The following is a 23263-nucleotide window of genomic DNA, read 5'->3' as shown; positions in this document are numbered from 1 at the left end:
TCCTCAAACGCCGGACAGGCTGAAAGATGCGCGCCAGCGCCCTTTAGGGGCGCGGGGAACTGCGCGCCAAACCCCCACCGGCCCCACAGCCAAACGAACCGGGTGGGTGGGGAATGCGGGGCGCAGCCCCCGTCCGTCGAAGGATCAGTTGGTGCCGCAGATTTTCAGGCCCACCGGGGTGCCGCACGGGAGGTGGCCGTGGGTGCGGATGACGTCCTGGCCGTTGCCGCGGCTGATGTAGGTGAGGAAGCTGGAGGCGAGGGAGTCGGCGGGCGGCTGGCCGTAGGTGTAGGCGTACTCGATCTCCCGGTACGGGTAGGCGGACGTGCCGTGTTCCAGGTCCTCCACGGACGCGGCGTGTCCGTCGAGGGTGAGCTGGTGCAGGCCCTTGTATCCGGTGGCGAGGTTCAGCTCGCTGTAGCCGATCGCCCCGGGCAACCCGGCCACGGTACTCAACACCTGCCCGGTGGAGTCGAGTTCGCACCGCACCACGGGCGCCGTCGCGTCGTCCTTGTGGACGCAGTCCAGGGAGGAGTTGGCGATTTCGCCCCGCCCCAGAACCCGGCGCTGAAAGACCTGGCGGGTACCGGAGTTGGCGTCCCGGCTGACGAGGAGCACGGGACGGTCGGGGCCGCCGAGCTGCTTCCAGTTCTTGATCTCGCCGCGGTAGAGGCGGCGTACGTCGGCGAGGGACAGGTTCCGCACGGGCAGGTCGTCGTTCACGACCAGGACGAAGACCGAGACCGCGACCCGGTTCTCGCGCAGTTGCGGGAACCCGCTCGGCTTCGGCCCGTCCGAGAGGGCGATGACGGGCGGCGCGCCCTTCGAGGACTTGGCGCCGGCCTCGCCGAGTTCACGCACCCCGGCCGTGCTCCCGTGCGCGTCGACCACGATGTCGGCGCCCTCGCAGTCCTGCTCGTACTTCTTCGCCAGCTCGCTCATCACGGGCGCGAAGGCGGTCGAGCCGGTGACGGTGAGCGTGCCCTTCTCGCAGCCGATCGGCGGCGGGGAGTCGTCCCGCAGCACGACGATCAGCGCGAGCGTGACGACACACGCGGTCAGCAGCACGGTGATCAGCCGGGCCGCACGGCTGAACAGGGGCGGCTGGTCGTCCGGTGTCGTACTGCGGTTGGGGCTGACCTCGCCGTCCCGCAGCCCGCCGATCAGCCGTATCTCGCGCCCCACGTCCCCGCCCGACAGCAGCACGAGGAGCTTGAAGTGCTCGCCCCGGTTGAGCGGGACGCGCGGGATGCGCAGGACGCCGTCCTCGTAACTGAGCCCCGCGGCGGGGGTGAAGTGGTCCATGAGGTGTTCGGTGCCGGGCGGCTGGGTGACGGACACACCGCGGATGGTGCGGTCGGTGAACACCGCTGTCAGACCGTGGCGTTCACGGCTCGTGTAGTCGTCACCGGCGATGCTCTGCGAACCGTCGTTCTCGATCCGCAGCAGCACGAGGGTGGCGTCCGTCATGCCCGGCGTCTCGTCGAACAGCCCGAGCCGTACGTTGGCGCGCCCCGAACGCACGTCGTCGCCTATCGGGTTGTCCATCTGCACCCGGTAGCCGATCCGCTTGCGCCGCGGCACCCGGCGTTCGTACCAGACCATCACCGCGGAGGCGACGACACCGATCACGGCGGTCCCCACGGCCACAACGTTCTCCGCGCTCAGCCACTCCATCGCGAGCCACTCCCCCGAGCCCAAGGTGCGGTCACCGTACGGCTCGAGGCGGGAACACCCGGCGTACGCCGGGTGAAGTTCAGCGGCCGTTCAACTGAACTGACGCGTCGTCAGCCACTCTTCGTGTAAGTCAACGACTCGCCCGAGCCCGTGTTCACCCGGCGCAGCCGCCCGTCGGGCAGAAGGGTGATCTCGGAGGCGGCGCCCGGGGAGCACGAGGAGATCGGTGCGCCGCCGGTGACTTCGGAGGGGCCGATCACCAGGGGACCCCCGGCGCCGGGGGCGGTGGTCAGTTCGGCCTGGAAGACGCAGTGGTAGGTGCTGCTGCCGGACGGACCGTCCGCGACGAGCGAGAGGACCGTGTCGCCCACCGCGCCCTGCTGGATGGTCAGTCGGCGGGTGTTGCGGCCCGTCGCGTTGTCGATGGAGGCGTCCCAGGTGCCGAGGAACCCCTCCGGGATCGTGCCGCCCTGGGATGTCCGGGGCGAGGGGGAATCGGAAGGGGAGGAGGAGGGAGTGGAGGAGGAGGGCGGGGGCGAGTCGGGGGAGGTCGGGCTCGTGGACGCGGCCGAGGACGCCTTCGCGTCGTCGGTGCCCTTGGCCGTGCCGCCCTGCATCAGCGCGTAGACGGAACCGCCCGCGCCGAGCGCGACGACCAACGCCACGACGATCAGGGCGGCGGTGGAGCGGCCGCTTCGGCGCGGCGGCTCGGGCTCGGGGACGCCCGCGGGGCCGTACGGCGTGGTGGGCATGCCCGGTCCGTACGGCGGCGTGGGGCCGTACGAGCCGGGCGCGCCCCAGCCGCCCTGCGGATAGCCGTACGCGGGCGGGCCCGTGGGACTGGGATGCTGCTGGGGATGGCCGTACGCCGGGTGCGCGGCGGGCGGTGCGGCCGGCGGGGCCGTCTGGTCGGCGCCCGCGACCAGCGTCGGGAGGTGGTCCGCCGAGGCCGGTCCTCCCGGCGGGGGCGGGGTGGCGGTGTGCTCCGGGGCGACCTCGGGAGCGGGGGTGGACTTGGACAGGTCCAGGGCCGCCGGGGCGGATCCCGGGGCCGGTTCCTGAGCGGGGGCGGTGGCCTGGCGCGCGGGCGGCGCCGGAGCCGGTGCGGGGCGCTCGTCCGGGTTCTCGGTGTCCAGCAACCGCACGGCGTGCCGTCCGAGTTGGGCCACCAGGGCGCTGGGCAGCCACGGGTCGCGGGAGCGTCCTTCCACGACGGTGTCCTCCGCGCCGATGCGCTCCAGGATCTCGTCGAGGCCGGGGCGGGCGGCGGGGTCCTTGCGCAGACAGTGCCGTACGAGGTCGGCGAGGCCCTCCGGTACGCCGTCCAGGTCGGGATCCTCCTGTGCGATGCGGAACATCATCGCGTGCACCCCGCTGTTCGCCGCCCCGAAGGGCAGGGCGCCGGTGGCGGCGTACGAGAGGACCGAGCCCAGGCAGAAGACGTCGCACGCGGGCGTGACGCGGTCGCCGCGGACCTGCTCGGGCGCCATGAATCCGGGTGAGCCGACGAGGGCGCCGGTGCGGGTGAGGCCGCCGTCGGTGACGGTCTCCAGGGCGCGCGCGATCCCGAAGTCGATGACGCGCGGGCCGTCGATGGTCACGAGGACGTTGGAGGGCTTCAGGTCGCGGTGGATGAGTCCGGCGGCGTGGATGTCCTTGAGGGCGTGGGCGAGTCCGGCCGCGAGGATGCGGACGGAACGTTCCGGGAGCGCTCCGTGGTCGTGGCCCACGACCGTCTGGAGGGAGGGTCCGGCGACATATCCGGTCGCGACCCACGGGACGGCGGCCTCGGTGTCCGCGTCGAGGACGGGGGCGGTCCAGAGGCCGCCGACCCGGCGCGCGGCCAGCACTTCCTGGCGGAAGCGGGCCCGGAACTCCTCCTGCGCGGCGAGTTCCTCGCGCACCAGCTTCACGGCGACGGTACGGCCCCGGTCGGAGCGGGCCAGATAGACGCGTCCCATGCCACCGGCACCGAGCCGCGCGAGCAGTCGGTACGCCCCGATCTGCTGCGGTTCCCCCGCCCCCAGCTTCTCCATCGTCGTGCCGCCCTCCCCCGTGCCGGTGCAACCGCCCGAGGCCGAGGATAGTGCGGCCCCACCAGGAGGTGGGTGGGGCGGTGTCTACGGTTCAGTAACAGCACCTGGCGTTTTCGTGACGCCCGTCGCGGCTCCGTCGATCTCGTCGAGAACCGCCGACAGTCGCTCCAGGATCCGTACGGTCTCGGCGAAGCCGTCCTCCCCGAGCGCCCGTGCCAACCGGTCGGCGAGGGTCGCGTGGCCGGGGCCGATCGCGGCGACGGCGGTGCGGCCGGCGGCGGTCGGGGAGAGCAGTTTGGCGCGGCGGTGGGCGGGGTTGGGCAGGTACTCGGCGAGGCCCTTGCCGACCAGCAGGTCGGCGACGCGCTGCACGCTCTGCCGGGTGATGCCCATGGCGCGGGCGATCCCGGCGACGGGGAGCGGCTCGGGGAGCACCGCGCCCAGTACCTGCCACCAGGCGGCGGTCAGCCCCGCGGGGCGGGCCAGTTCGTCCGCCACGGAGAGGAACTGGCCGTTGAGCCGGAAGACGCCGAGGGCGGCGCGGCTGAGGAGGTTCTGCCGTTCCCGGCTCATCGGGCGGCCTCCCCGGCGGCCCCTGAGGCCTTCTCCAGTACGGCGTACGCGGACGCGTCGGAGTCGTGGAACAGGCGGTACCAGGCGTCCAGGACCTCCCCCTCGTACACCCCGAGGAGCCGCAGGACCTCCCGGGCGAAGGCGACGGGCTCGGTCGGTCCGGCGGTGACGAGGTTGCCGTCGGTGACGGCGTCCGTGTCGACGTACCGCCCGCCGCCCCGGTAGCCGGTGGCGGCGAGGTAGAAGGACACGGCGCTGGTGTGGTCCCGGTCGTCGAGGAGTCCCTCGCGGGCGAGCCCGGCCGTCGCCCCGCAGATCGCGGCCACCGGCACGCCCGCGTCGAGGAAGGCGCGGGCCTTACGGGCGAAGGGGGCGAGGTCGTCGGAGCCCGCCGCGGTAGCGGCTGATGTCTCGGTCCAGAGGTCGGCGCCGGTGAGGATCAGCAGGGAACTGTCCTCGGGGCGGAGTTCGTCGAGCGCGAGGTCGGGCTGGATCCGGAGACCGCCGATCGTCGTCACCGGCTCCCGGGTGGGGCCGACGGTCCGGATCTCGCGGCCGGCGCGGGCCAGATACGCGGTGGTGTGACCGGTCTCCCAGTCGGCGTAGGTGTCGTAGACGGCGAGGTGGACGGGACTGCCGTGGCCGTTCGTCGCGCTCATCGCTTCTCTCCTCGCGTAGACCATGACGGTGCACTACGTCAGCATGCTGTCATTTCGACAGGATGCTGTCAATGAGCCGTTGTCGGCGGCCAAGCCCGACAGACTGTCGTGGAAAGCCCCCGGTCACAGACAGGACGCCGATGTCGCGCCCCCTCCGGGGACATTTACGCTTCGGCGCATGACCCCTCAGCCCAACCCCCAGGTCGGCGCCGCCGTGAAGGCCGCGGACCGCGCGCACGTGTTCCACTCCTGGTCCGCTCAGGAGCTCATCGACCCGCTCGCCGTCGCCGGCGCGGAGGGGTCGTACTTCTGGGACTACGAAGGCAAGCGGTATCTGGACTTCACCAGCGGGCTCGTCTTCACCAACATCGGCTACCAGCACCCGAAGGTCGTCGCCGCGATCCAGGAACAGGCCGCGACCCTGTCCACGTTCGCGCCCGCCTTCGCCGTGGAGGCCCGTTCGGAGGCCGCCCGGCTGATCGCCGAGCGGACCCCGGGCGACCTGGACAAGATCTTCTTCACCAACGGTGGCGCGGAGGCCGTCGAGAACGCCACGCGGATGGCCCGGCTGCACACCGGGCGTCCGAAGGTGCTCTCCGCGTACCGCTCGTACCACGGGGCCACGTCCACCGCGATCAACCTCACCGGTGACCCGCGGCGCTGGCCGAACGACAGCGGCGCGGCGGGCGTCGTCCACTTCTGGGCGCCGTTCCTCTACCGCTCCCCGTTCCACTCCGACAGTGAGCAGCAGGAGTGCGAGCGGGCGCTTCAGCACCTGGAGGACACGATCGCCTTCGAGGGGCCCGGGACCGTCGCGGCCATCATCCTCGAGACGATTCCGGGAACGGCGGGGATCATGACGCCGCCGCCGGGCTATCTCGCCGGGGTGCGGGCGCTCTGCGACCAGTACGGGATCGTCTTCGTCCTGGACGAGGTCATGGCGGGGTTCGGGCGTACGGGGAAGTGGTTCGCGGCGGACCACTACGACGTGACGCCGGACCTCATGACCTTCGCGAAGGGCGTGAACTCGGGCTACGTTCCGCTCGGCGGCGTCGCGATCTCCTCGGCGATCGCGGAGACCTTCGCCCGGCGGCCCTACCCCGGTGGGCTCACGTACTCCGGGCATCCGCTGGCCTGTGCCGCCGCCGTCGCCACCATCAACGTGATGGAGGAGGAGGGCATCGTCGAGCAGGCCGCGCGCATCGGGGAGACGGTGCTCGGGCCCGGGCTGCGGGAGCTGGCCGCACGGCATCCCAGCGTGGGTGAGGTGCGCGGTACGGGGGTGTTCTGGGCGCTGGAGCTGGTCAAGGACCGGGAGACCCGGGAGCCGCTGGTGCCGTACAACGCCGCCGGTGAGGCCAATGGGCCGATGGTCGCGTTCGGGGCGGCGGCGAAGGCGCGAGGGCTGTGGCCGTTCATCAACATGAACCGGACTCATGTGGTGCCGCCGTGCAATGTCTCCGAGGGGGAGGCGAAGGAGGGGCTCGCGGTGCTGGACGAGGCGTTGTCGGTGGCGGACGAATACACCGTGTGACGCGTGGGGGGGGCGTGCGGGGCGTGTGGGGCGGCTGCGGGTGGGTGGGGGCTGGGCGCGCAGTTCCCCGCGCCCCTTGGGGCGGGGCTTCGCCCCGCATGCGCCGCGCCCCTGGGGCGGGGCTGGGACCCGTCTTCTCCGGCCCCTGAAAGGCTCGCGTCCGCGTAAGGTGACCGTGCTTGTAGAGAAGCGCACGCACGTGCACCCGTACGCGATGAGGGAGCGAGAGACCATGCCCGGCACCGGCGGCAACGGCGCCGTAACCCGTAGCACCCTGCGGCAGCAGCTCGCGGACGCGCTCCGCGACGAGGTGCTGGCAGGCCGGCTCCGGCCCGGGCAGGCGTTCACGGTGAAGGAGATCGCCGAGCAGTACGGCGTCTCCGCGACCCCCGTCCGCGAGGCCCTCGTCGATCTGTCGGCCCAGGGCCTCCTGGAGGCGGACCAGCACCGCGGCTTCCGCGTGCACGAGTACTCGCTCGACGACTACCGCGGCATGATCGAGGCCCGGAGTCTCGTCACCGACGGGATGTTCCGGAGTCTCCTCGTGTCAGGCATGGCGCAGGCCGACGATCCGCGCACCCTCGCCGCCCTCGCCGGGGTCCGCCGCCGCGGCGAGGAGGCCCAGCGCGCCGCGACGGCCGGCGTCCTGAACATCCTCATCGGCTACGACCTGCGCTTCTGGCGCGAGCTGAGCGCCCTGTTCGGCAACGCCTACCTCGCCGACTTCCTGCACCGCCTGCGCGTCCAGTCCTGGGTGTGCACGGTGCAGCACCTGCGCCGGGTGGAGGATCTGAAGGGCCACCTGTGGGCGGGCCACACGGAGCTCGTGGACGCGCTGGCCCGCCGCGACCCGGGCGCGGCGCACGCGATCGTCGCCGCGTACAACGAGCACTCCCTCGCCCTCCTCGAGCGCCTGGCCGCCGGATGAGCGCGACGTGAGATCGTGGCGGGAGGCCTGTGCGTCGGTGCGACAGGTGGGCGCTCGGGGTGTGGGTATGGGATCCGCACGAGGGGGACCGAGGACGGGTCCCACCCATTACGCTTCCCTGACCACCGTGCTTCCCAAGGAGCTAGAGGAGCCGTCTGTTGGCATGTGACCTGTGGCTGGTCCCGCTCGTCGACGTGTTGTGCCACACCCCCGACAATCCCTTCGCCGAGGAACTGGCGCTCTACGACAAAGCGCTGGGCGAGGCCGGACTTCCGCCGGTCCCGGTGTACGCGTACATGCCGGGGCTTTCCGGCGACGTGGCCCCGGTCGCCGGATTCGACTACGACGCGCTGCACTTCCTGCGCCGGGCGTATCTGCTCCAGATGTGCGGCCTCGCGGTGACCCCGGTGGACGAACTGGGTGGCGACTACGAGCAGTTGCTGGAGATGTTCGAGACGAACGTCCAGCAGTCGCACCTCGTGTGGCACTACGACCACGCGGGCGCGTACGTCCCGGTCGACTTCCCGCACCCGCTCGCCAATGACGAACTCCTCGCCGGGGGCGGCCCCCTGGGCTCCTCCCAGACGCTGCTGCGCGAGCTGGAGTTCGTCGCCCCGTCGATCGGTATCGACCCGGCGAACCCGCCGGCCGCCCCGCAGCCGCCCATGACTCCCACGGAGCTGGAGGAACCGGCCGCGCCCGCCCCGTACGACGCGAGTCCGTTCGCGCGCGAGCGGCATGTGTGGCTCGGCCTGCACGCGGCGGCGACCCGCAGCCTCGCCCAAGGGTCGATGATCATCTTCAGCTGAGGCACACGCCGGCCGGACAGGGCCTGGGGATGAGGATGGGGGCCGTCGGCCGGGTGATCCGGTCGGCGGCCCCGGCCTCAGGAGAAAGAGGGCGCTACGGCTCAGAACACCGGCGTCCCGTCCTGTGTCAGCTTCCAGTTGGTGACCGCGAAGTCGGCCGGGTCGAGGGTGCCCTTGGACGTGACATAGTCGATCATCAGCTGGCGGATCTCGTTGGTGGAGCTGTACGCGATGTCGGCGGCCGCGATGTGCGGGTAGCCGCTGCCGCCGTTGGCGCGGTAGTTGTTGACGGCGACGACGAAGACCTGGTCGTCGGCGACCGCCACGCCCTTGTAGGTGAGGTTCTTGATGCGGGAGCCCTCGGCCTGCGCGATGTCGATGTCGTACTCGACCCCGGCGGCGGTGTCGTACATGTAGTCCCAGAAGTTGTTGGCGTTGGTGAGGGTGGCCGTGTCCACCTTCGTGCCGGACGCGAACTGGTGGTAGTACTTCGCCGCGTACTCCAGGTAGTCCTTGAGCTGGGCGCCCGTGAGCTTCTTGCCGTACAGGGTGTTGTCGTAGATGTAGAGCCCGGCCACGTCGCGGATGGTGACGTTGCCCGCCGGGATGTCGGCGGTGCGGCTGAAGGGCGCGGCGACGGAGATCAGGGGGAGGGCGGCGTCGGCGGTGGACAGGCCGGAGGCCACCGTCGCCATCTGGACCTGGTGGATGAAGTCCATCACCGGGACGTCCTTCCAGCAGGCCTCGGCCGCGGAGAGGTCCACGGTGCAGGTGCCCACCGGAGTGTTGACGTACTTCACCACCAGGTCGTGGTCGGCCTTGAGGAGCCTGGTGATCTCCGGGTCCTCCTCGACCGTGTTGCTGTTGAGGGTCTGCGCCTTGGTGCTCGTCACCTCCCACTGGCCGTGGTGGAGTTCGAGCTCGAAGTCGAAGACGGTCAGGCGCATGCCCCAGCAGTACGGCTCGGAGAGGACGACGTCCTTGCCGGTCTCCTCGTTCTTCACCGTGTACGACGAGACCTCGACGTGCGTGTGACCGACGAGGATCGCGTCGATGCCGGGCCTGCTGGGCGACGAGGTTCGAGGCATTCTCGACGTACGGCAGCTCACTGCCGTACGACGAACTGCCGTCCAGGCCCGAGTGGTCGGTGAGGAACACGACGTCGCAGCCGAGGGCCCGCATCCGCGGGACGTACTTCTTCGCCTGCTCGACGAGCCCGGTGAACGCCATCTTCCCGGAGACGTTGTCCTTGTCCCACAGGGCGATGCCCGGGTTGGTGAGGCCGAGGATGCCGACCTTGATGTCCGGGGCGCCGGGGACACAGATGCGCTTCACGGTGTACGGCTGGAAGGCCGGACGCAGCGTCTTGGCGTCCAGCGCGTTGGCGCCGAGCAGCGGGAAGTGACACTGCTTCTCGAACTTGCGCAGGGTCTCGATGCCGTAGTTGAACTCGTGGTTGCCGAGGGCGGCGGCGTCGTAGCGCATGGCGTTCATGGCTACGGCCATCGGATGCTTGGGGCCGTGCTTGCCGGTGGCGGGCACGATCGGGTCCACGCGGGCGTAGTAGTACGCCAGCGAGGTGCCCTGGATGATGTCGCCGGCGTCGACGAGCAGGACGTGCTTCTCGCCCTTGGCGGCGCGCTGCTGCTTGATGAGGGTGGCGACGCGGGCGACGCCCACGGAGTTGCCCTTGCTGTCCTTGTACGCCGCGTCCGTGTAGTAGTCCCAGTCGAAGACGTGACTGTGCAGGTCGGTGGTGCCCAGGATGGAGAACGACCAGGTACGGGGCGCCTTTTCGGGCTTGTGGTCCACGGTCCGGGCCTGGGCCGGGGTCGCGGCGACAGCCCCCGCGACCGTGACGGCCGCCCCGGTGACGGCCGACTTCTTCACGAACTCCCGGCGGTTCATGGGATTGACGGGCATACGTGTCTCCTGGGACTGGCTGGGACTTGGCTGACGGGAGCAACTGCGCGAGTCGTGCGGGGACTTCGGGCACTACACGCGTAGATGGTTGTCGGGTCCCAGCCGGTCGGGAACCAGGAACAGGCCATGTCCAGGTCAAGGATGGGCATGGCGTGGGCGGCGCCCTCGGGTCGGCCGAAGCTTCGCCGGGGGCGCCGTCGCGCCGTCGGCCCTACTCGACGACGCGGATCGTGCGGATGCCCGTACCCCGGTATCGGGTGGGGGTCCTGGTCAGGACGGGGCGGCCACGAGGCCAGTCGACGGTGGGCAGAGCGAGGTGCAGTACATGGGCGCCGCTCCAGTCCGGCTCACCCTTGTCGCTCTGCTCCTCACTCCCGGAGGCAGCGGTCCTCAGGCGCTTACCCACGGCGGCCGCCGCCGCGAAGTCGAGGCTCTCGATGTGGACGGACGGCAGCGCACCGACGTGTTCGGCCACTCCCGCCCGCTCGCGTTCGGCGACGGCCAGGCTGAGCGCCGGAACGTAGACCCGCAGGGCCGGGTCCTTCTCAGCCTCGACGACGAGCCGGGAGGCCATGCTGTTCCCCGCGCCGAGCGCGAGCGCGGCGGTGTCGTCGAGGATGACGGCGCGCGGCAGAGGGTACCGCTCCTTCTCCGTCACTGGACCTCTCCGATGCGTCCGGCCTCAAGGTCGGCCCACAGCTCCTCACCGGCCTTCTCGTCCTCCTCCGTGTACGGCCTGCCCAGGAAGTGGTCCTCGACGTACGCCCTGGTCTCCTCATACCGCTTCCGCAGCTCTTCCTTGGTGGGCGTGGCCCCGGCCAACTCCGTCACGAGGTCGCGCATGGTGATGCCGCGCTCCCGAGCCAGCTCCAGGAGGCGGTCCCGGACGGCGGGGTCGACCTTGATCGTGGTGTCAGCCATAACGCCAGTATACCGACGGTATACCGCCTCTGGGCGTGCGAGTGTGACGGTCATCGGCAGTCCGTTTCTCTTGGTTTCTCTCGGGGACCCGGCCGCACGGTTGCGCACCGGGAGTCTTCTCGGGCCCTATGCCAGCTCCGGTCGCCCACTCAGCAGCGCGCGGGCCAGTGCGGCGCCCCGCCGGGCGGACTCCCGGTAGGCGGTTGCACCGGGCCTGCGGAAATCGACGGTGTGGATCTCGACGGTCGTGACCGGAGCGGCTGTCGGATCGGACGGCTCAGCACCCCCGGACGGCGCGATCGGCCCGGACGGCGCGATCGGCTCCGGGGCCGCCGGGCGCTTGCGGCGCAGGCGGTCCTCGACGAGGGCGCGAGGCGAGTACACACGGGACGGCAGCCCCTGTGTCAGCGCCGACCGCACCTGGGCGCTCGTCGCGCCCCGCTCCCACCACTCCTCCACCAGCGGCGCGAGCCGCAGCGCCTCGGCGCCACCGAGGGCGAGCCGGGGTTCCGCGCGGCCGAGCGAGCCGAGCAGCTTCGCGGCGAGCGCCGTGCGCGCGGTCGGCACGACCTCGCGCTCACCCTTGCCGTTGCCCTCGGTCCCGGTTTCGGGTGGCGGGGAGGGAGGTTCTTGTTCCCGGGTCTTTTCTCCCGAAGGGAGAGCGCCCGCCCCGGCGACGTCCGACTCACCGGAGGCCAGGTTCTCGACTTTTTCGGGTTCACCCGCAGGGGGCTCGTCGTCGTACGGAGTGTCGAACACCTCATACACGGTGAAGAGTTGGCCCGACTCCCCGTCCTTGCGGACCACCCGTCGCAGATACCGGGATTCCTCCAGTTCGTGCAGGGCTGCCGCGATCCGCGCCCGCCCCTCCTTGCGCTGCTCGGCGAGCGTGCGGATGGTGGCGCGGGCGCCGTTCGGGAGGCTCAGGAGGTACGTCAGTACGCCTACCGCACACCAGGAAAGGCTCCGGTCGCGAAGGAGGGCGTTGCTGAAGACCGAAAAAGCGCGCGTGGGCGTCGTACGATGAATGCGCATCTGGAGGTGCTTCTCCTGGTGTCGAGCCCCCGGGTGTTGGCGCACCGCGGGGGCGTTTCGTTGGCGTGACTCTATGGGTACTCAGAGCGACCGACGCAAGCCGAACTCCCTTTTCCCTGGTGGACGTTCGCGTTCTTCACCCCTGGGAGTGAAGCGCGGAGCGCAGGAGCAGGTTGTGGACGAGACGGCCGTCGACGCCGGGGCCGTAGCGCCAGCTCAGGGGCCAGGTCCGGCCGCCGAGGGCGGGGACGGGGACGTACGAGATCCGATGCGGGGCGGCGGTGAGACGGGTGACTCCGTCGGGCCACGTGCGATGCGCGGTGCTGCCGACGGGGACCAGGAAGTACACCGCGCGGCACCCGTTCGCCTCCTCGACGACCGGGCCGGGATCACCACCCGACATCTTCGCGAGGGCGTCGGCGACTTGACGGCCGGTGTCGCCGTCCACACGTACGGCGTCGAACTGGACGCCCGCCTTGCGGAGTTGGATGCCGGCGACGGGGATCCAGTCAGGGATGAATGAGGGTTCGCGCCGCCAGACTCCCGTCCTGGTGGGCGCCCTACGGCGACGAGGTCGGCCCCGAGTTCGCCGAATACCTGGGGTGCGAGGAAGCTGCCACCTCCCTGCACGCCTACCATCCGGTCGTGATCCCAGGGCTGCTGCAGACAGCGGACTATTGCGCGGCGCTCATGCCCGGCATCCGGTCCCCGCAACGGTCAGCAGAACGGTCGAGTTGAGGCAGTACCGCCAGGAACGAGCCTTCGACGACACGGATGACGAGACGGGCATCGGCCGACTCTTCTTCGTGGTCGACGAGGCGGCACTGCGTCGACGCATCGGCGAACCGATGGTCATGCGCGGACAGTTGCGGCAGCTCAAGGACATCGCGCAACATCCAAGAGTGGATCTCCGTGTCCTGCCGTTCTCGGCCGGCGCCCACCCCGCTCTTCAGTCGCCCTTCGTCCTGCTGGGATTCGAGGACGACGATGACGTGCTCTACCTGGAGGGCTGGTCCGGCCGCACCTCCGTGCACGACCAACTGGAGATGGTCGCCCGGCACCACGAACACTGGGCGCAGTTGGAGACCATCGCCCCCGGCGGCGCCGAGGCGCTCGCACTGATCGACGAGGCCCTGGAGAGCTTCACCGGGACGTGAGCCCCCGGTCGACCGAAGCCGACCGGGGGTCCTCATCAAGAACGCGCCGAAGCGACGTACTGGCCCTACTGGATGAACGAGTTGATCTCGATCGTCTCGGTCCGGCCCGGACCGACGCCGATCGCGGAGATCGGGGCGCCGGACATGTCCTCCAGCGCCTTGACGTACGCCTGGGCGTTCTTCGGGAGGTCGGAGAAGGACTTCGCCTTGGTGATGTCCTCGGACCAGCCCGGGAGGTTCTCGTAGACCGGCTTCGCGTGGTGGAAGTCGGTCTGCGAGTACGGGAGTTCCTCGACGCGCTTGCCGTCGATCTCGTACGCCACGCAGACCGGGATCTCCTCCCAGCCGGTCAGGACGTCCAGCTTGGTGAGGAAGAAGTCGGTCAGACCGTTCACACGGGTCGCGTAACGGGCGATGACCGCGTCGAACCAGCCGCAGCGGCGGTCACGGCCGGTGGTGACACCGCGCTCGCCACCGATACGGCGCAGCGCGTCGCCGTCCTCGTCGAAGAGCTCGGTCGGGAACGGGCCCGAGCCGACCCGGGTCGTGTACGCCTTGAGGATGCCGATGACCCGGCTGATCTTCGTCGGGCCGACACCCGCACCGGTGCAGGCACCGCCGGCGGTCGGGTTCGACGACGTCACGAAGGGGTACGTGCCGTGGTCGATGTCGAGAAGCGTGCCCTGGCCGCCCTCGAAGAGCACGACCTTGTCCTGCTCCAGCGCCTGGTTCAGGATCAGGACCGTGTCCGCGACGTACGGCTTGAGCCGGTCCGCGTAGCCCAGCAGCTCCTCGACGACCTGCCCGGCCTCGATGGCACGGCGGTTGTAGAGCTTGGTCAGCAGCTGGTTCTTGACCTCGAGGGCCGCCTCGACCTTCTGGGTCAGGATCGACTCGTCGTAGAGGTCCTGGATACGGATGCCGACGCGGTTGATCTTGTCCGCGTAGGTGGGCCCGATGCCACGCCCGGTCGTGCCGATCTTCCGCTTCCCGAGGAAGCGTTCCGTCACCTTGTCGACGGTGACGTTGTAAGGCGTGATGATGTGAGCGTTTCCGCTGATCAGAAGCTTGGAGGTGTCGACGCCGCGCTCGTTCAGTCCGTTCAGCTCGGAGAACAGGACCGACGGGTCGACGACGACTCCGTTTCCGATCACCGGAGTGCACTCCGGCGTGAGGATTCCGGAAGGGAGGAGGTGGAGGGCGTACTTCTGATCGCCCACGACTACCGTGTGGCCGGCGTTGTTGCCGCCCTGGTAGCGCACCACATAGTCCACGGATCCACCGAGCAGGTCGGTGGCCTTTCCCTTGCCTTCGTCACCCCACTGAGCACCGAGCAGCACAAGTGCGGGCACAGGCGTACACCCCTTCCGGGCGGGGCATGTCCAAGGTCGGGGACGTACGCGGCTGGTTTTCGATACGGCTGCGTACGCCGGCGACCTCCTTTGGCCGCGACCGTCGGACCGGATGCCCCGGAATAGACGAAGCCCCTGGCGCAATAGCGCAAGGGGCTCTTGCACAAAGATGCTACCCGAGGAAGCGAGGCAGGACCGAGGTGGCGGCTTCCGACCAGCTCCTGGTGGTCATCGACCCGGTCGCCCGTCGGACGGACGGCGAGTCTGTACGGATCGCAAAAGACGTGCTCAGCGCGGGTGCGGCGACGAAAGTATGCCTGCCGGAAGGGCCCGAGGAATTTGCCCGGGCGCTGGCCCGGAGAGGTTCCCGGCGACCGGTCGTAGTGGGCGACGACCGTGCCCTCTTGCGCGCTGTGTCCCTTTTGCACCGACAGCGGGAGCTGGCCGGATGTGGGGTGTCGTTGGTGCCGGTGGGGGGTGTGCTGTCGCTGGCGCGGGCGCTCGGGGTGCCCGTCGGGGCCGTCGCGGCGGCCCGCGCCGTGCTCGACGGGGTCGAGCGGCGGCTCGACCTGCTGGTCGACGAGAGTGACGGGGTGGTGTTGGGGGCGTTGCGGATTCCGCCGGTGGGGGCAGGTGGGGGGATGAGGGGTGCCGAGGAGGTCGACATGGGCGGTGTCGGCGGTATCGGCGGTTTCGGAGATTCTGGCGGTTCTGGGAGCTCTGGGGGTTCCGGCGGCTTCGGGAGTTTCGGGGGTGGTGCTTCCGGGCTCGGGGGGCATGCGTGGCTGCGGACCTGTCAGTCACTGGTCCGTACGCTCGCGGCGCGGCCCGCGCGTGTGGCTTCCGTGCCGGGGCCCGGGCCTTCGCGGCTGAGGGTCGAGGTCGACGGGGTCACCCTGGTCGATCTGGATCAGCCGGTCGAGGCGGTGTCCGTGACGCCCGGCGTTGCCGGGGGTGCGGAGGTGGAGGTTCGGCCGGTTTCCGTGGGGGCGGAGGCTTCGCCGTTGCGGGTGGTGGGACGGCGGGTGACGGTGTCCGGGGCGGACTTTCGGTATCGGGCGGATTCTGTGGTGTCCGGGCCTGTGCGGACGCGGACGTGGACGGTTCGGGAAGGGGGATGGGGGCTTACTCTGCCGAGCTGAGCCCCCGGGGGTTTTCTCGCCCCCGCCGCCCCTACCCTCCCCCAAGCTCTCGGCTTCGCTCGAGCAGGGGGGACCCTCATCATCCCCAGGGGCTCCGCCCCTTCGACCCCGGGTGTGTTGGTCGACTGCGGGCTGGTGGGGGCTGGTCGCGCAGTTCCCCGCGCCCCTGAAAGCGGGGCTTCGCCCCGCCCCTTCAGCGCGTCCGGCACGCTACGGCTGGGGCAGTGCGGGGGTGGAGTCGTCCTTCAGGGATATGCCGGTGCAGCCGAGGTCGCGTGCTCTGCGCATCAGTGTCGCCAGCTTCGTCGCCGCGGCGGTGTGGGACAGGCCGAGGGGCGGGCGGATGTTGGAGAGGCAGTTGCGGTCGGCGTCCGTGGTGCGACCCGGGCGCGGGTCGTACGTGAGATACGCGCCGAGCGAGTCCGCGGCGGACATCCCGGGCCGCTCCCCGATGAGGACGACGGCCATCCCGGCCCCCAACACGTGCGCGATGTCGTCGCCGAGAGCCACCCGCGCCTGCTCGGCGAGTACGACGGGAGCGACGCGCCAGTCGGAGGGCAGCCGCTGTGTCGTCGCGCGCACGACGGCCGCCGCGTGCTCGTGCACCGCCCGGCTGGACAGCCCGTCGGCGACGACGAACACCACGTCCCAGCCGTCGCGGGGCAGATGCGCCCGGTCCACGTCGTGGAGTCTGCGTCCGAGGTCGGGGCGCTGGAGATAGGTGAGCCGGTCGGGGGCGGCGCTGCGCACCCGTATCGTCGCCGCACCCGCCAGCGCGGACGCCACCACGTCCGGGTCGAACGGCGAGTGCACCGCGTCCCGCGCGGCGGCGTGCGCGGCCTGCAGTTCGAGCCGGTGCCGCGTGGGCAACGCCGAGCCGGCCCGCCCGAGCCCGATCCGGGCCTGGGTGTGCCGACGCAGGGAGTTCCAGAGGGCGGTGTCCGAGTCCAGCGCCATTACCTGACGTTCCGTCATGCCGCCAGCCCCCGCCCGATCGCCGTCAGTGGATGCCCCGTACCCGCCACGTCCCGTATCCCGCCCCCTTCGTCCAGCAGGCCGATCCGCCCCAGCCACGTCTCGAACTCCGGTGCCGGGCGCAGCCCGAGCACCTCGCGCAGGTACAACGCGTCGTGGTACGAGGCGGATTGGTAGTTGAGCATGATGTCGTCGCCTCCGGGGGTGCAGATCACGAAGGAGGCGCCGGCGACACCGAGCATGGTGAGCATCGTGGCGATGTCGTCGTCATCGGCGTCGGCGTGGTTGGTGTAGCAGATGTCGAGGCCCATGGGCAGGCCGAGCAGTTTGCCGCAGAAGTGGTCCTCCAGGGCCGCGCGGAGGATCTGGCGGCCGTCGTAGAGGTACTCCGGGCCGATGAAGCCGACCACCGTGTTCACGAGCAGCGGGTCGTAGCGGCGGGCGACCGCGTACGCCCGCGCCTCCACCGTCTGTTGGTCCACCCCGTGGTGCGCGTCGGCGGAGAGCGCGCTGCCCTGCCCCGTCTCGAAGTACAGGGCGTTGGAGCCGACCGTGCCCCGAGCCAGCGAGCGCGCCGCCTCGTACGCCTCGTCCAGGAGTCCCAGCGTGACCCCGAACGAGGCGTTCGCGGCCTGCGTACCGGCGATGGACTGGAAGACGAGGTCCACCGGGGCGCCGCGTTCCATCAGGTCGATGCTGGTGGTCACGTGGCACAGGACGCAGGACTGGGTGGGGATGGAGTAGCGGTCGATCACTCCGTCCAGGAGGTCCAGCAGGTCCAGTACCGCCCGGGGGCTGTCCGTGGCCGGGTTGATGCCGATCACCGCGTCGCCGGAGCCGAGGAGCAGTCCGTCCAGCAGGGCCGCCGCCACGCCGGCGGGGTCGTCGGTGGGGTGGTTGGGCTGGAGGCGGGTGGCCAGGCGGCCAGGGAGACCGATCGTGGAGCGGAAGGCGGTGACGACCCGGACCTTTCGGGCGACCGCCACCAGGTCCGCGTTGCCCATCAGTTTCGACACCGCGGCGACCATCTCGGGGGTCAGCCCGGGGGCGAGTGCGGCGAGCGTCGGCGCGTCCGCCGCGTCCGACAGCAGCCATTCGCGCAACTCCCCCACCGTGAGGCCCGAGACGGGGGCGAAGGCCGCCGCGTCGTGGCTGTCCATGATGAGGCGGGTCACGTCGTCGGTCTCGTACGGGATCACCGGCTCGGCGAGGAACCGCGGGAGCGGGACCTCGGCCAGCGCCCACCGCGCGGCGACGCGCGCCTGCGCGGAGTCGGCGGCGAGCCCGGCGAGACGGTCGCCGGAACGCTCGGGGCTCGCGGCGGCGAGCAGCCCCGCGAGACCGGCGAAGGAGTGCGTCCGGCCGCCGAGGGTGGCGGAGTAGGTGCTCATGCCAGGGACCGTACGGAGGCGCGTCGGGCGCGGTCCACGATCCGGCGCAGAGTTAACAAGGACGTTCGCTCCACCCGGGCTCCTAAAGGTCTGGTTGACGCACATTTAACGTTCCGACCCGTGACAGGACTCATTTCTCGTGCAGCATTCCGGTTCGTAATCCACTCCGCTGCACCCAGGGTGCGGACGGCGAGCGACCACGGGAAGGGGCCACTCGATGGCAGTGCAAGAGGGCGTGGTCCCTGAGGCGGCGGGCACTCCGGAGGTCCCCGGAGGCGCAGTTCACCGGCTCAAGCCGAACGCGATCGGACTGCTGGGCGTGGTCTTCATGGCCGTCGCCACCGCCGCCCCGATCACCGCCATGACGGGCAACGTGCCCTTCATGGTCTCCGCCGGCAACGGCATCGGCGCCCCGGCGAGCTACCTCGTCGCAATGGTCGTCCTGGCCATCTTTGCGGTCGGCTTCACCTCGATGGCGAAGCACATCACGTCCACCGGCGCCTTCTACGGTTTCATCTCCTACGGCCTCGGCCGTACCGCGGGACTCGCCTCGGGACTCCTCGCGACCTTCGCGTACGTCGTCTTCGAGCCGGCCCTGATCGGCATCTTCTCGACCTTCGCCACCGGAACCCTCAAGGACCAGACGGGACTTGACGTGCCCTGGTGGGCGTTCGCGGTCCTCATGCTCGCCGTCAACGCGACGGGCACGTGGTTCGGGGTGTCCGTCGCCGAGAAGCTGCTCGTCGTCCTGCTGGCCACCGAGGTGACGATCCTGGCCGCCATGGCCGTCTCCGTCGCCCTGCACGGCGGCGGCCCGCACGGCTTCACCTTCGGCCCGGTCAACCCGGTCAACGCCTTCAAGGGGACCTCGGCGGGCCTCGGCCTCTTCTTCGCCTTCTGGTCGTGGGTCGGCTTCGAGTCCACGGCGATGTACGGCGAGGAGTCCCGCGACCCGAAGAAGATCATCCCCAAGGCGACGATGATCTCCGTCCTGGGCGTCGGTGTCTTCTACGTCCTCGTCTCCTGGATGGCCATCATCGGCAACGGCGAGAGCGAGGCCGTCACGGCCGCCTCCTCCTCGAACCCGCTCGCCCTGTTCTTCAACCCCACCGAGCACTACGTCGGTCACTGGGCCGTCGACGTCATGCAGTGGCTGATGATCACCGGCTCACTGGCCTGCGGCATGGCCTTCCACAACTGCGCCGCCCGATACATGTACGCACTGGGCCGCGAGGGCGTCCTCCCCTCGCTCCAGCGCACGATCGGCCGCACCCACCCCCAGCACGGCTCCCCGCACATCGCGGGCCTCGTCCAGACGGTCGTCAGCGCCGTCCTCATCGCCGCGTTCTGGCTGGCGGGCAAGGACCCGTACACCGGTACGTACGTCCTGCTCGCCATCCTCGGCACGATGGCCATCCTGGTGGTGCAGGCGGTCTGCTCCTTCGCGGTGCTGGCGTACTTCCGCAAGAACCACCCCGAGAGCAGGCACTGGTTCAAGACCTTCACCGCCCCGCTCATCGGCGGCCTCGCGATGCTCGGCGTGGTCGTCCTGCTGGTGTCCAACATGGGCGCCGCGGCCGGCACGGAGTCCGGCTCCCTCGTGCTGAAGGCGACCCCCTGGATCGTCGCCCTGATCGCGGCGGGCGGCGTGGCGTACGCGACGTACCTCAAGCGCCGCGCACCGCAGCGGTACGCCCTGCTCGGGCGGACGGTCCTGGAGGAGACCAAGGAGCGGTAGGACCCAAGCAGCGGTAGGACCAGGAAAGCGGCGGGAAAACATTTCTTCGGCGAGGGCTCTCAGCCCTCGCCGAAGTGCTGCTCCCGGTGGACCCGCCAGCGGTCCATCATCGACTCCAGCTCGCCCTCCATGAACTCGAAGAAGGCGAGGGTCTCCGCGAGCCGACCGCCCGCCGGGGTGTCCGCGCCCAGGCTGACGACGCCTTCGCGCAGCGCGTCCTCCCAGCGCTTGATGATCGCCTCACGGTTGGTCAGCGCCTCGTACCACTGGTCGCTGTGCACGCGGTACCGCTCCCGGCGCGATCCGGGTTCCCGCTCGCGCGACACCATGTGCACCTGCGCCAGATAGCGCACCGCACCGGAGACCGCCGCGGGGCTGATCCGCAGTTGCTCGCCCAGTTCGACCGAGGTCAGAGCACCGGTGTCCGAGGCGAGCAGCGCCCCGAAGACCCGGGACGGCATCCGGGGCATCCCGGCCTCCACGAGTTGCGCCGCGAAGTGCTCGACGAACCGCGAGACCGCCTCCGCGTCCCGGCCCACCGCTCCTGCCGCTTCCACCGCCTCCGGTTCTGCCATCCCTCGATTGTATCCGAGCATTTATACAATTCGTTAACTTCACAAATTTCTGAAAGAAGCGTACGTTCTCAGGCATGACGAAGGGCAGGGCCAAGGGAATGACGAAGGCCACGACGAAGGCGATCACCGTCTCCGGGCTGCACAAGTCGTTCGGCGGGACACACGCGCTGGAGGGTCTCGACCTGGACGTCGAGGCCGGCGAGGTGCACGGTTTCCTCGGTCCCAACGGCTCCGGGAAGTCCACCACCATCAGGGTCCTGCTGGGCCTGCTGCGCGGCGACGCGGGCGCGGCGCAGGTGCTCGGCCGGGACCCCTGGGCGGACGCGGTGGAGCTGCACCGCCGGGTCGCCTACGTTCCCGGTGACGTCACCCTGTGGCGCAACCTCTCCGGCGGCGAGGTCATCGACCTGTACGGGCGGCTGCGCGGGGGGCTCGACCCGGCACGCCGGGCGGAACTGATCGAACGCTTCGAACTCGACCCCACCAAGAAGGGACGCACCTACTCCAAGGGCAACCGGCAGAAGGTCGCGCTCGTCGCCGCCTTCGCCTCGGACGTCGACCTGCTGATCCTCGACGAGCCCACGTCGGGGCTCGACCCGCTGATGGAGGAGGTCTTCCAGCGGTGCGTCGAGGAGGAGCGCGACCGTGGGCGGACCGTCCTGCTCTCCTCGCACATCCTCAGCGAGGTGGAGGAGTTGTGCGACCGCGTCAGCATCATCCGCAAGGGCCGCACCGTCGAGAGCGGCACCCTCGCCGACCTGCGCCATCTGACCCGTACCAGCGTCACCGCCGAACTCGCGGGACCGCCCAACGGGCTGGCGCACCTGCCCGGCGTGCACGACCTGGACATCCGGGGCCACCGGGTCAGGCTCCAGGTCGAGACCGACAAGCTCGACGCCGTACTGCGCTCGCTCACCGACTCGGGCGTACGGTCACTGACCTCGACGCCGCCGACCCTGGAGGAACTGTTCCTGCGGCACTACCAGGACGACGTCCAGGGCGACGTCCGGGACGACATCGGGGGCGACGTCCGGGTGAACGGCGAAGGGACGAGGGCGCGATGACCACCGCGACCACCGCGACCACTGCCGTACGGGGTGGGGTACGGGCCCGGAGTGCCCGCCAACTCACCGGAACCAGAACGCTGTTGAGGTTCTCCCTGCGCCGCGACCGGCTGATGATGCCGCTGTGGGTCGGCGTGATCGGCCTGCTGGTGGTGTCCATGCCGAACTCCCTGAAGTCCATCTACGGCACCGCCGCCGAACGCGCCGACCTCGCCCGCCAGATGCTCACCAACAGCTCCCTGCGCGCCACGTACGGGCCCGTGTTCGACGACTCGCTCGGCGGACTCACCGCCTGGCGCATCGGCGGCTACGCCGGTCTGTTCGCCGGGATCATGAGCCTGCTCGTCGTCGTACGGCACACCCGCGAGGAGGAGGAGAGCGGGCGTCAGGAACTCCTCTCGTCGGCGATGGTGGGGCGCCGGGCCCCGCTGACGGCGGCGCTGCTGGCCGCACTCGTCGCCAACGGCGTGCTCGCGCTGCTCATCGCGGGCGGGCTGGCAGGGCAGGGCGGCGCCGGTGCGCTGGCCCTCGGGCTCGGCGTCGGGGGCGTCGGCATGGTCTTCGCCACCATGGCGGCGATCGTCGCCCAGCTCACCGAGAGCGCACGGCTCGCCAAGGGGCTGACGGGCGCCCTGCTCGGCGCGGCGTTCGTGCTGCGGGCGGCGGGCGACTCGTCGACGAACGACGGTTCCTCCGTGCTGACCTGGGTGTCGCCGCTGGGGTGGCTGGAGAACGAACGCCCCTTCGCTCACGAGCGGTGGTGGGTGCTGCCGCTGTTCGTCGCGGCCGTGCTGATCCAGGGCGCGGTCGCCTACGAACTCGCCGGGCGGCGCGACGTCGGGATGAGCTTCCTGCCGACCCGGCCGGGGCCCGCACGGGGGCGGCTCGGGTCGGCCGGGGCGCTGGCCTGGCGGCTGCAGCGGGGGGCCGTGCTGGGGTGGAGCCTCGGGTTCCTCGCCGCGGGGGCCGCGTTCGGCGGGATCACGAAGGGGGCCGCCGATCTCGTCGGGAGCAACGACAAGACCCGGCAGATCATCGAGCGGATGGGCGGGCAGTCCGGGATCACGGACGCGTTCCTCGCGGCGATGGTCGGCATGTTGGGGATGGTGGCCGCGCTGTACGTCGTCTCGTCGGTGCTGCGGTTGCACGGTGAGGAGACCTCACAGCGGGCGGAACCGGTGCTGGCGAACGCGGTGGGGCGACTGCGGTGGGCCTGCGGCCATCTGGTCGTCGCCTTCGGCGGCGCGGCGCTCATCATGGCGCTGGGCGGGCTCGGCCTCGGACTCGGGTACGGCCATGAGTTCTGGCCCGTGCTCGGCGCCTGCCTCGTCCAGGTCGCGGCGGTCTGGACGCTGGGCGGGCTTGCGGTCCTTCTCTACGGGGTCTCGCCCCAGCTGGCCCCCGGCGCCTGGGGCGCGGCCGGGGTGGCCCTCCTGCTGGGCTGGATCGGCCCCGCCCTGAACGTCCCCCAGGCCGCCATGGACCTCTCCCCCTTCGGTCACCTCCCCAAGCTGCCGGGCGGGGATATGGCATGGACACCGGTACTGATCCTGACGGCGATCGCGCTGGCCCTGACCGCCACGGGGCTGGCGGCGTTGCGGCGCCGGGACATGAGCACCTGAGGGCCGGCGCACGCGTGCCTGGTGCGGGGACCGGGGAACCCCGGGTCCCCGCACCACGTCCATGAGGGGCATGGGGCAAAGGATGCGGGCCGCGGGCGGTTGTCTGATCGCTGTCGTCGGCGCGGGGGCGGGGCTTGCGGTCTGGGCCGTCA

19 protein-coding genes and 2 pseudogenes are annotated in these 23263 nt (G+C 70.7%); 8 read left to right on the top strand and 13 right to left on the bottom strand.

All coding sequences use genetic code 11. From position 1 onward, the window contains the following. Positions 1-144 precede the first annotated feature (144 nt). The 4 genes from ACZ7M3_RS25890 to ACZ7M3_RS25875 form a co-directional block, all read right to left on the bottom strand. The gene (locus tag ACZ7M3_RS25890) at positions 145-1677 is read right to left on the bottom strand and encodes a substrate-binding domain-containing protein (protein WP_472065904.1); all 1533 of its coding nucleotides are present in this window, start codon (positions 1675-1677) and stop codon (positions 145-147) included. Between the two features lie 110 nt (positions 1678-1787). After that, the gene (locus tag ACZ7M3_RS25885; protein WP_472065902.1) at positions 1788-3713 is read right to left on the bottom strand and encodes a serine/threonine-protein kinase; all 1926 of its coding nucleotides are present in this window, start codon (positions 3711-3713) and stop codon (positions 1788-1790) included. A gap of 84 nt (positions 3714-3797) precedes the next feature. Further along, positions 3798-4286, bottom strand: a complete 489-nt coding sequence (locus tag ACZ7M3_RS25880; protein ID WP_472065900.1) for a MarR family winged helix-turn-helix transcriptional regulator — start codon at positions 4284-4286, stop codon at positions 3798-3800. Then, a complete protein-coding gene (locus tag ACZ7M3_RS25875) occupies positions 4283-4945 on the bottom strand; it encodes a type 1 glutamine amidotransferase family protein (RefSeq protein WP_472065898.1) in 663 nt (220 codons plus the stop codon). Before ACZ7M3_RS25875 ends, ACZ7M3_RS25880 begins: the two co-directional genes overlap by 4 nt. Before the next feature lie 178 nt (positions 4946-5123). On the opposite strand from ACZ7M3_RS25875, the gene ACZ7M3_RS25870 reads away from it, so the two are divergent. From ACZ7M3_RS25870 to ACZ7M3_RS25860, 3 genes are all read left to right on the top strand, one after another. Then, positions 5124-6479 (top strand): aspartate aminotransferase family protein, encoded by a 1356-nt coding sequence (locus tag ACZ7M3_RS25870; RefSeq protein ID WP_452965764.1) that lies wholly within the window; start codon positions 5124-5126, stop codon positions 6477-6479. Between the two features lie 232 nt (positions 6480-6711). Next, entirely contained in the window at positions 6712-7407 is a 696-nt protein-coding gene (locus ACZ7M3_RS25865) for a GntR family transcriptional regulator (RefSeq protein WP_261688416.1), read from the top strand. A gap of 158 nt (positions 7408-7565) precedes the next feature. Continuing rightward, a complete protein-coding gene (locus tag ACZ7M3_RS25860; RefSeq protein ID WP_472065896.1) occupies positions 7566-8216 on the top strand; it encodes a hypothetical protein in 651 nt (216 codons plus the stop codon). A 101-nt stretch (positions 8217-8317) separates the two neighbouring features. On the opposite strand, the pseudogene ACZ7M3_RS25855 reads toward ACZ7M3_RS25860, so the two are convergent. The 5 genes and pseudogenes from ACZ7M3_RS25855 to ACZ7M3_RS25835 form a co-directional block, all read right to left on the bottom strand. Continuing rightward, positions 8318-10139, bottom strand: a pseudogene (locus tag ACZ7M3_RS25855) (bifunctional metallophosphatase/5'-nucleotidase). A 211-nt stretch (positions 10140-10350) separates the two neighbouring features. Further along, positions 10351-10797, bottom strand: coding sequence for a PIN domain-containing protein (locus tag ACZ7M3_RS25850; protein WP_472065894.1), 447 nt, complete (start codon positions 10795-10797; stop codon positions 10351-10353). Further along, on the bottom strand, positions 10794-11060 hold the full coding sequence (locus ACZ7M3_RS25845) for a cupin domain-containing protein (protein ID WP_472065892.1): 267 nt from the start codon (positions 11058-11060) through the stop codon (positions 10794-10796). The genes ACZ7M3_RS25850 and ACZ7M3_RS25845 overlap by 4 nt, the downstream gene beginning before the upstream one ends. Before the next feature lie 126 nt (positions 11061-11186). Beyond that, positions 11187-12095 carry a hypothetical protein gene (locus tag ACZ7M3_RS25840; protein ID WP_472065890.1) on the bottom strand — a complete coding sequence of 303 codons (909 nt, stop codon included), beginning with the start codon at positions 12093-12095 and terminating at the stop codon, positions 11187-11189. A 136-nt stretch (positions 12096-12231) separates the two neighbouring features. Then, entirely contained in the window at positions 12232-12612 is a 381-nt protein-coding gene (locus tag ACZ7M3_RS25835) for a hypothetical protein (protein ID WP_472065944.1), read from the bottom strand. Between the two features lie 2 nt (positions 12613-12614). On the opposite strand from ACZ7M3_RS25835, the pseudogene ACZ7M3_RS25830 reads away from it, so the two are divergent. Continuing rightward, positions 12615-13252, top strand: a pseudogene (locus ACZ7M3_RS25830) (DUF5753 domain-containing protein). 65 nt (positions 13253-13317) lie between these two features. Here ACZ7M3_RS25830 and ACZ7M3_RS25825 read toward each other — a convergent pair. Continuing rightward, positions 13318-14604, bottom strand: a complete 1287-nt coding sequence (locus ACZ7M3_RS25825; RefSeq protein WP_388515851.1) for an adenylosuccinate synthase — start codon at positions 14602-14604, stop codon at positions 13318-13320. 200 nt (positions 14605-14804) lie between these two features. Here ACZ7M3_RS25825 and ACZ7M3_RS25820 point away from each other — a divergent pair, with 200 nt between their 5' ends. Then, positions 14805-15746, top strand: a complete 942-nt coding sequence (locus ACZ7M3_RS25820; protein ID WP_472065888.1) for a diacylglycerol kinase — start codon at positions 14805-14807, stop codon at positions 15744-15746. A 210-nt stretch (positions 15747-15956) separates the two neighbouring features. Here the strand turns inward: ACZ7M3_RS25820 and eutC are convergent, their stop codons facing one another. Together eutC and ACZ7M3_RS25810 are read right to left on the bottom strand one after the other, a co-directional pair. After that, a complete protein-coding gene (gene eutC, locus ACZ7M3_RS25815) occupies positions 15957-16721 on the bottom strand; it encodes an ethanolamine ammonia-lyase subunit EutC (RefSeq protein WP_472065886.1) in 765 nt (254 codons plus the stop codon). Further along, complete coding sequence (locus ACZ7M3_RS25810) at positions 16718-18112, bottom strand: ethanolamine ammonia-lyase subunit EutB (protein WP_472065884.1); 1395 nt, start codon at positions 18110-18112, stop codon at positions 16718-16720. Before ACZ7M3_RS25810 ends, eutC begins: the two co-directional genes overlap by 4 nt. Before the next feature lie 217 nt (positions 18113-18329). Here ACZ7M3_RS25810 and ACZ7M3_RS25805 point away from each other — a divergent pair, with 217 nt between their 5' ends. Beyond that, on the top strand, positions 18330-19850 hold the full coding sequence (locus ACZ7M3_RS25805) for an APC family permease (RefSeq protein WP_472065882.1): 1521 nt from the start codon (positions 18330-18332) through the stop codon (positions 19848-19850). Between the two features lie 59 nt (positions 19851-19909). On the opposite strand, the gene ACZ7M3_RS25800 is transcribed toward ACZ7M3_RS25805, so the two are convergent. Next, positions 19910-20425 (bottom strand): GbsR/MarR family transcriptional regulator, encoded by a 516-nt coding sequence (locus tag ACZ7M3_RS25800; protein ID WP_388515843.1) that lies wholly within the window; start codon positions 20423-20425, stop codon positions 19910-19912. A 98-nt stretch (positions 20426-20523) separates the two neighbouring features. On the opposite strand from ACZ7M3_RS25800, the gene ACZ7M3_RS25795 reads away from it, so the two are divergent. Together ACZ7M3_RS25795 and ACZ7M3_RS25790 are read left to right on the top strand one after the other, a co-directional pair. Next, positions 20524-21489, top strand: coding sequence for an ABC transporter ATP-binding protein (locus ACZ7M3_RS25795; protein WP_472065942.1), 966 nt, complete (start codon positions 20524-20526; stop codon positions 21487-21489). Further along, the gene (locus tag ACZ7M3_RS25790; protein WP_472065880.1) at positions 21486-23111 is read left to right on the top strand and encodes an ABC transporter permease; all 1626 of its coding nucleotides are present in this window, start codon (positions 21486-21488) and stop codon (positions 23109-23111) included. Before ACZ7M3_RS25795 ends, ACZ7M3_RS25790 begins: the two co-directional genes overlap by 4 nt. The last annotated feature ends 152 nt before the right edge of the window (positions 23112-23263 follow it).

The organism is Streptomyces sp. NPDC111656 (assembly GCF_055656965.1).
The sequence above is the reverse complement of the archived record's forward strand: the minus strand, read 5'-3'. Positions and strand labels throughout refer to the sequence as shown.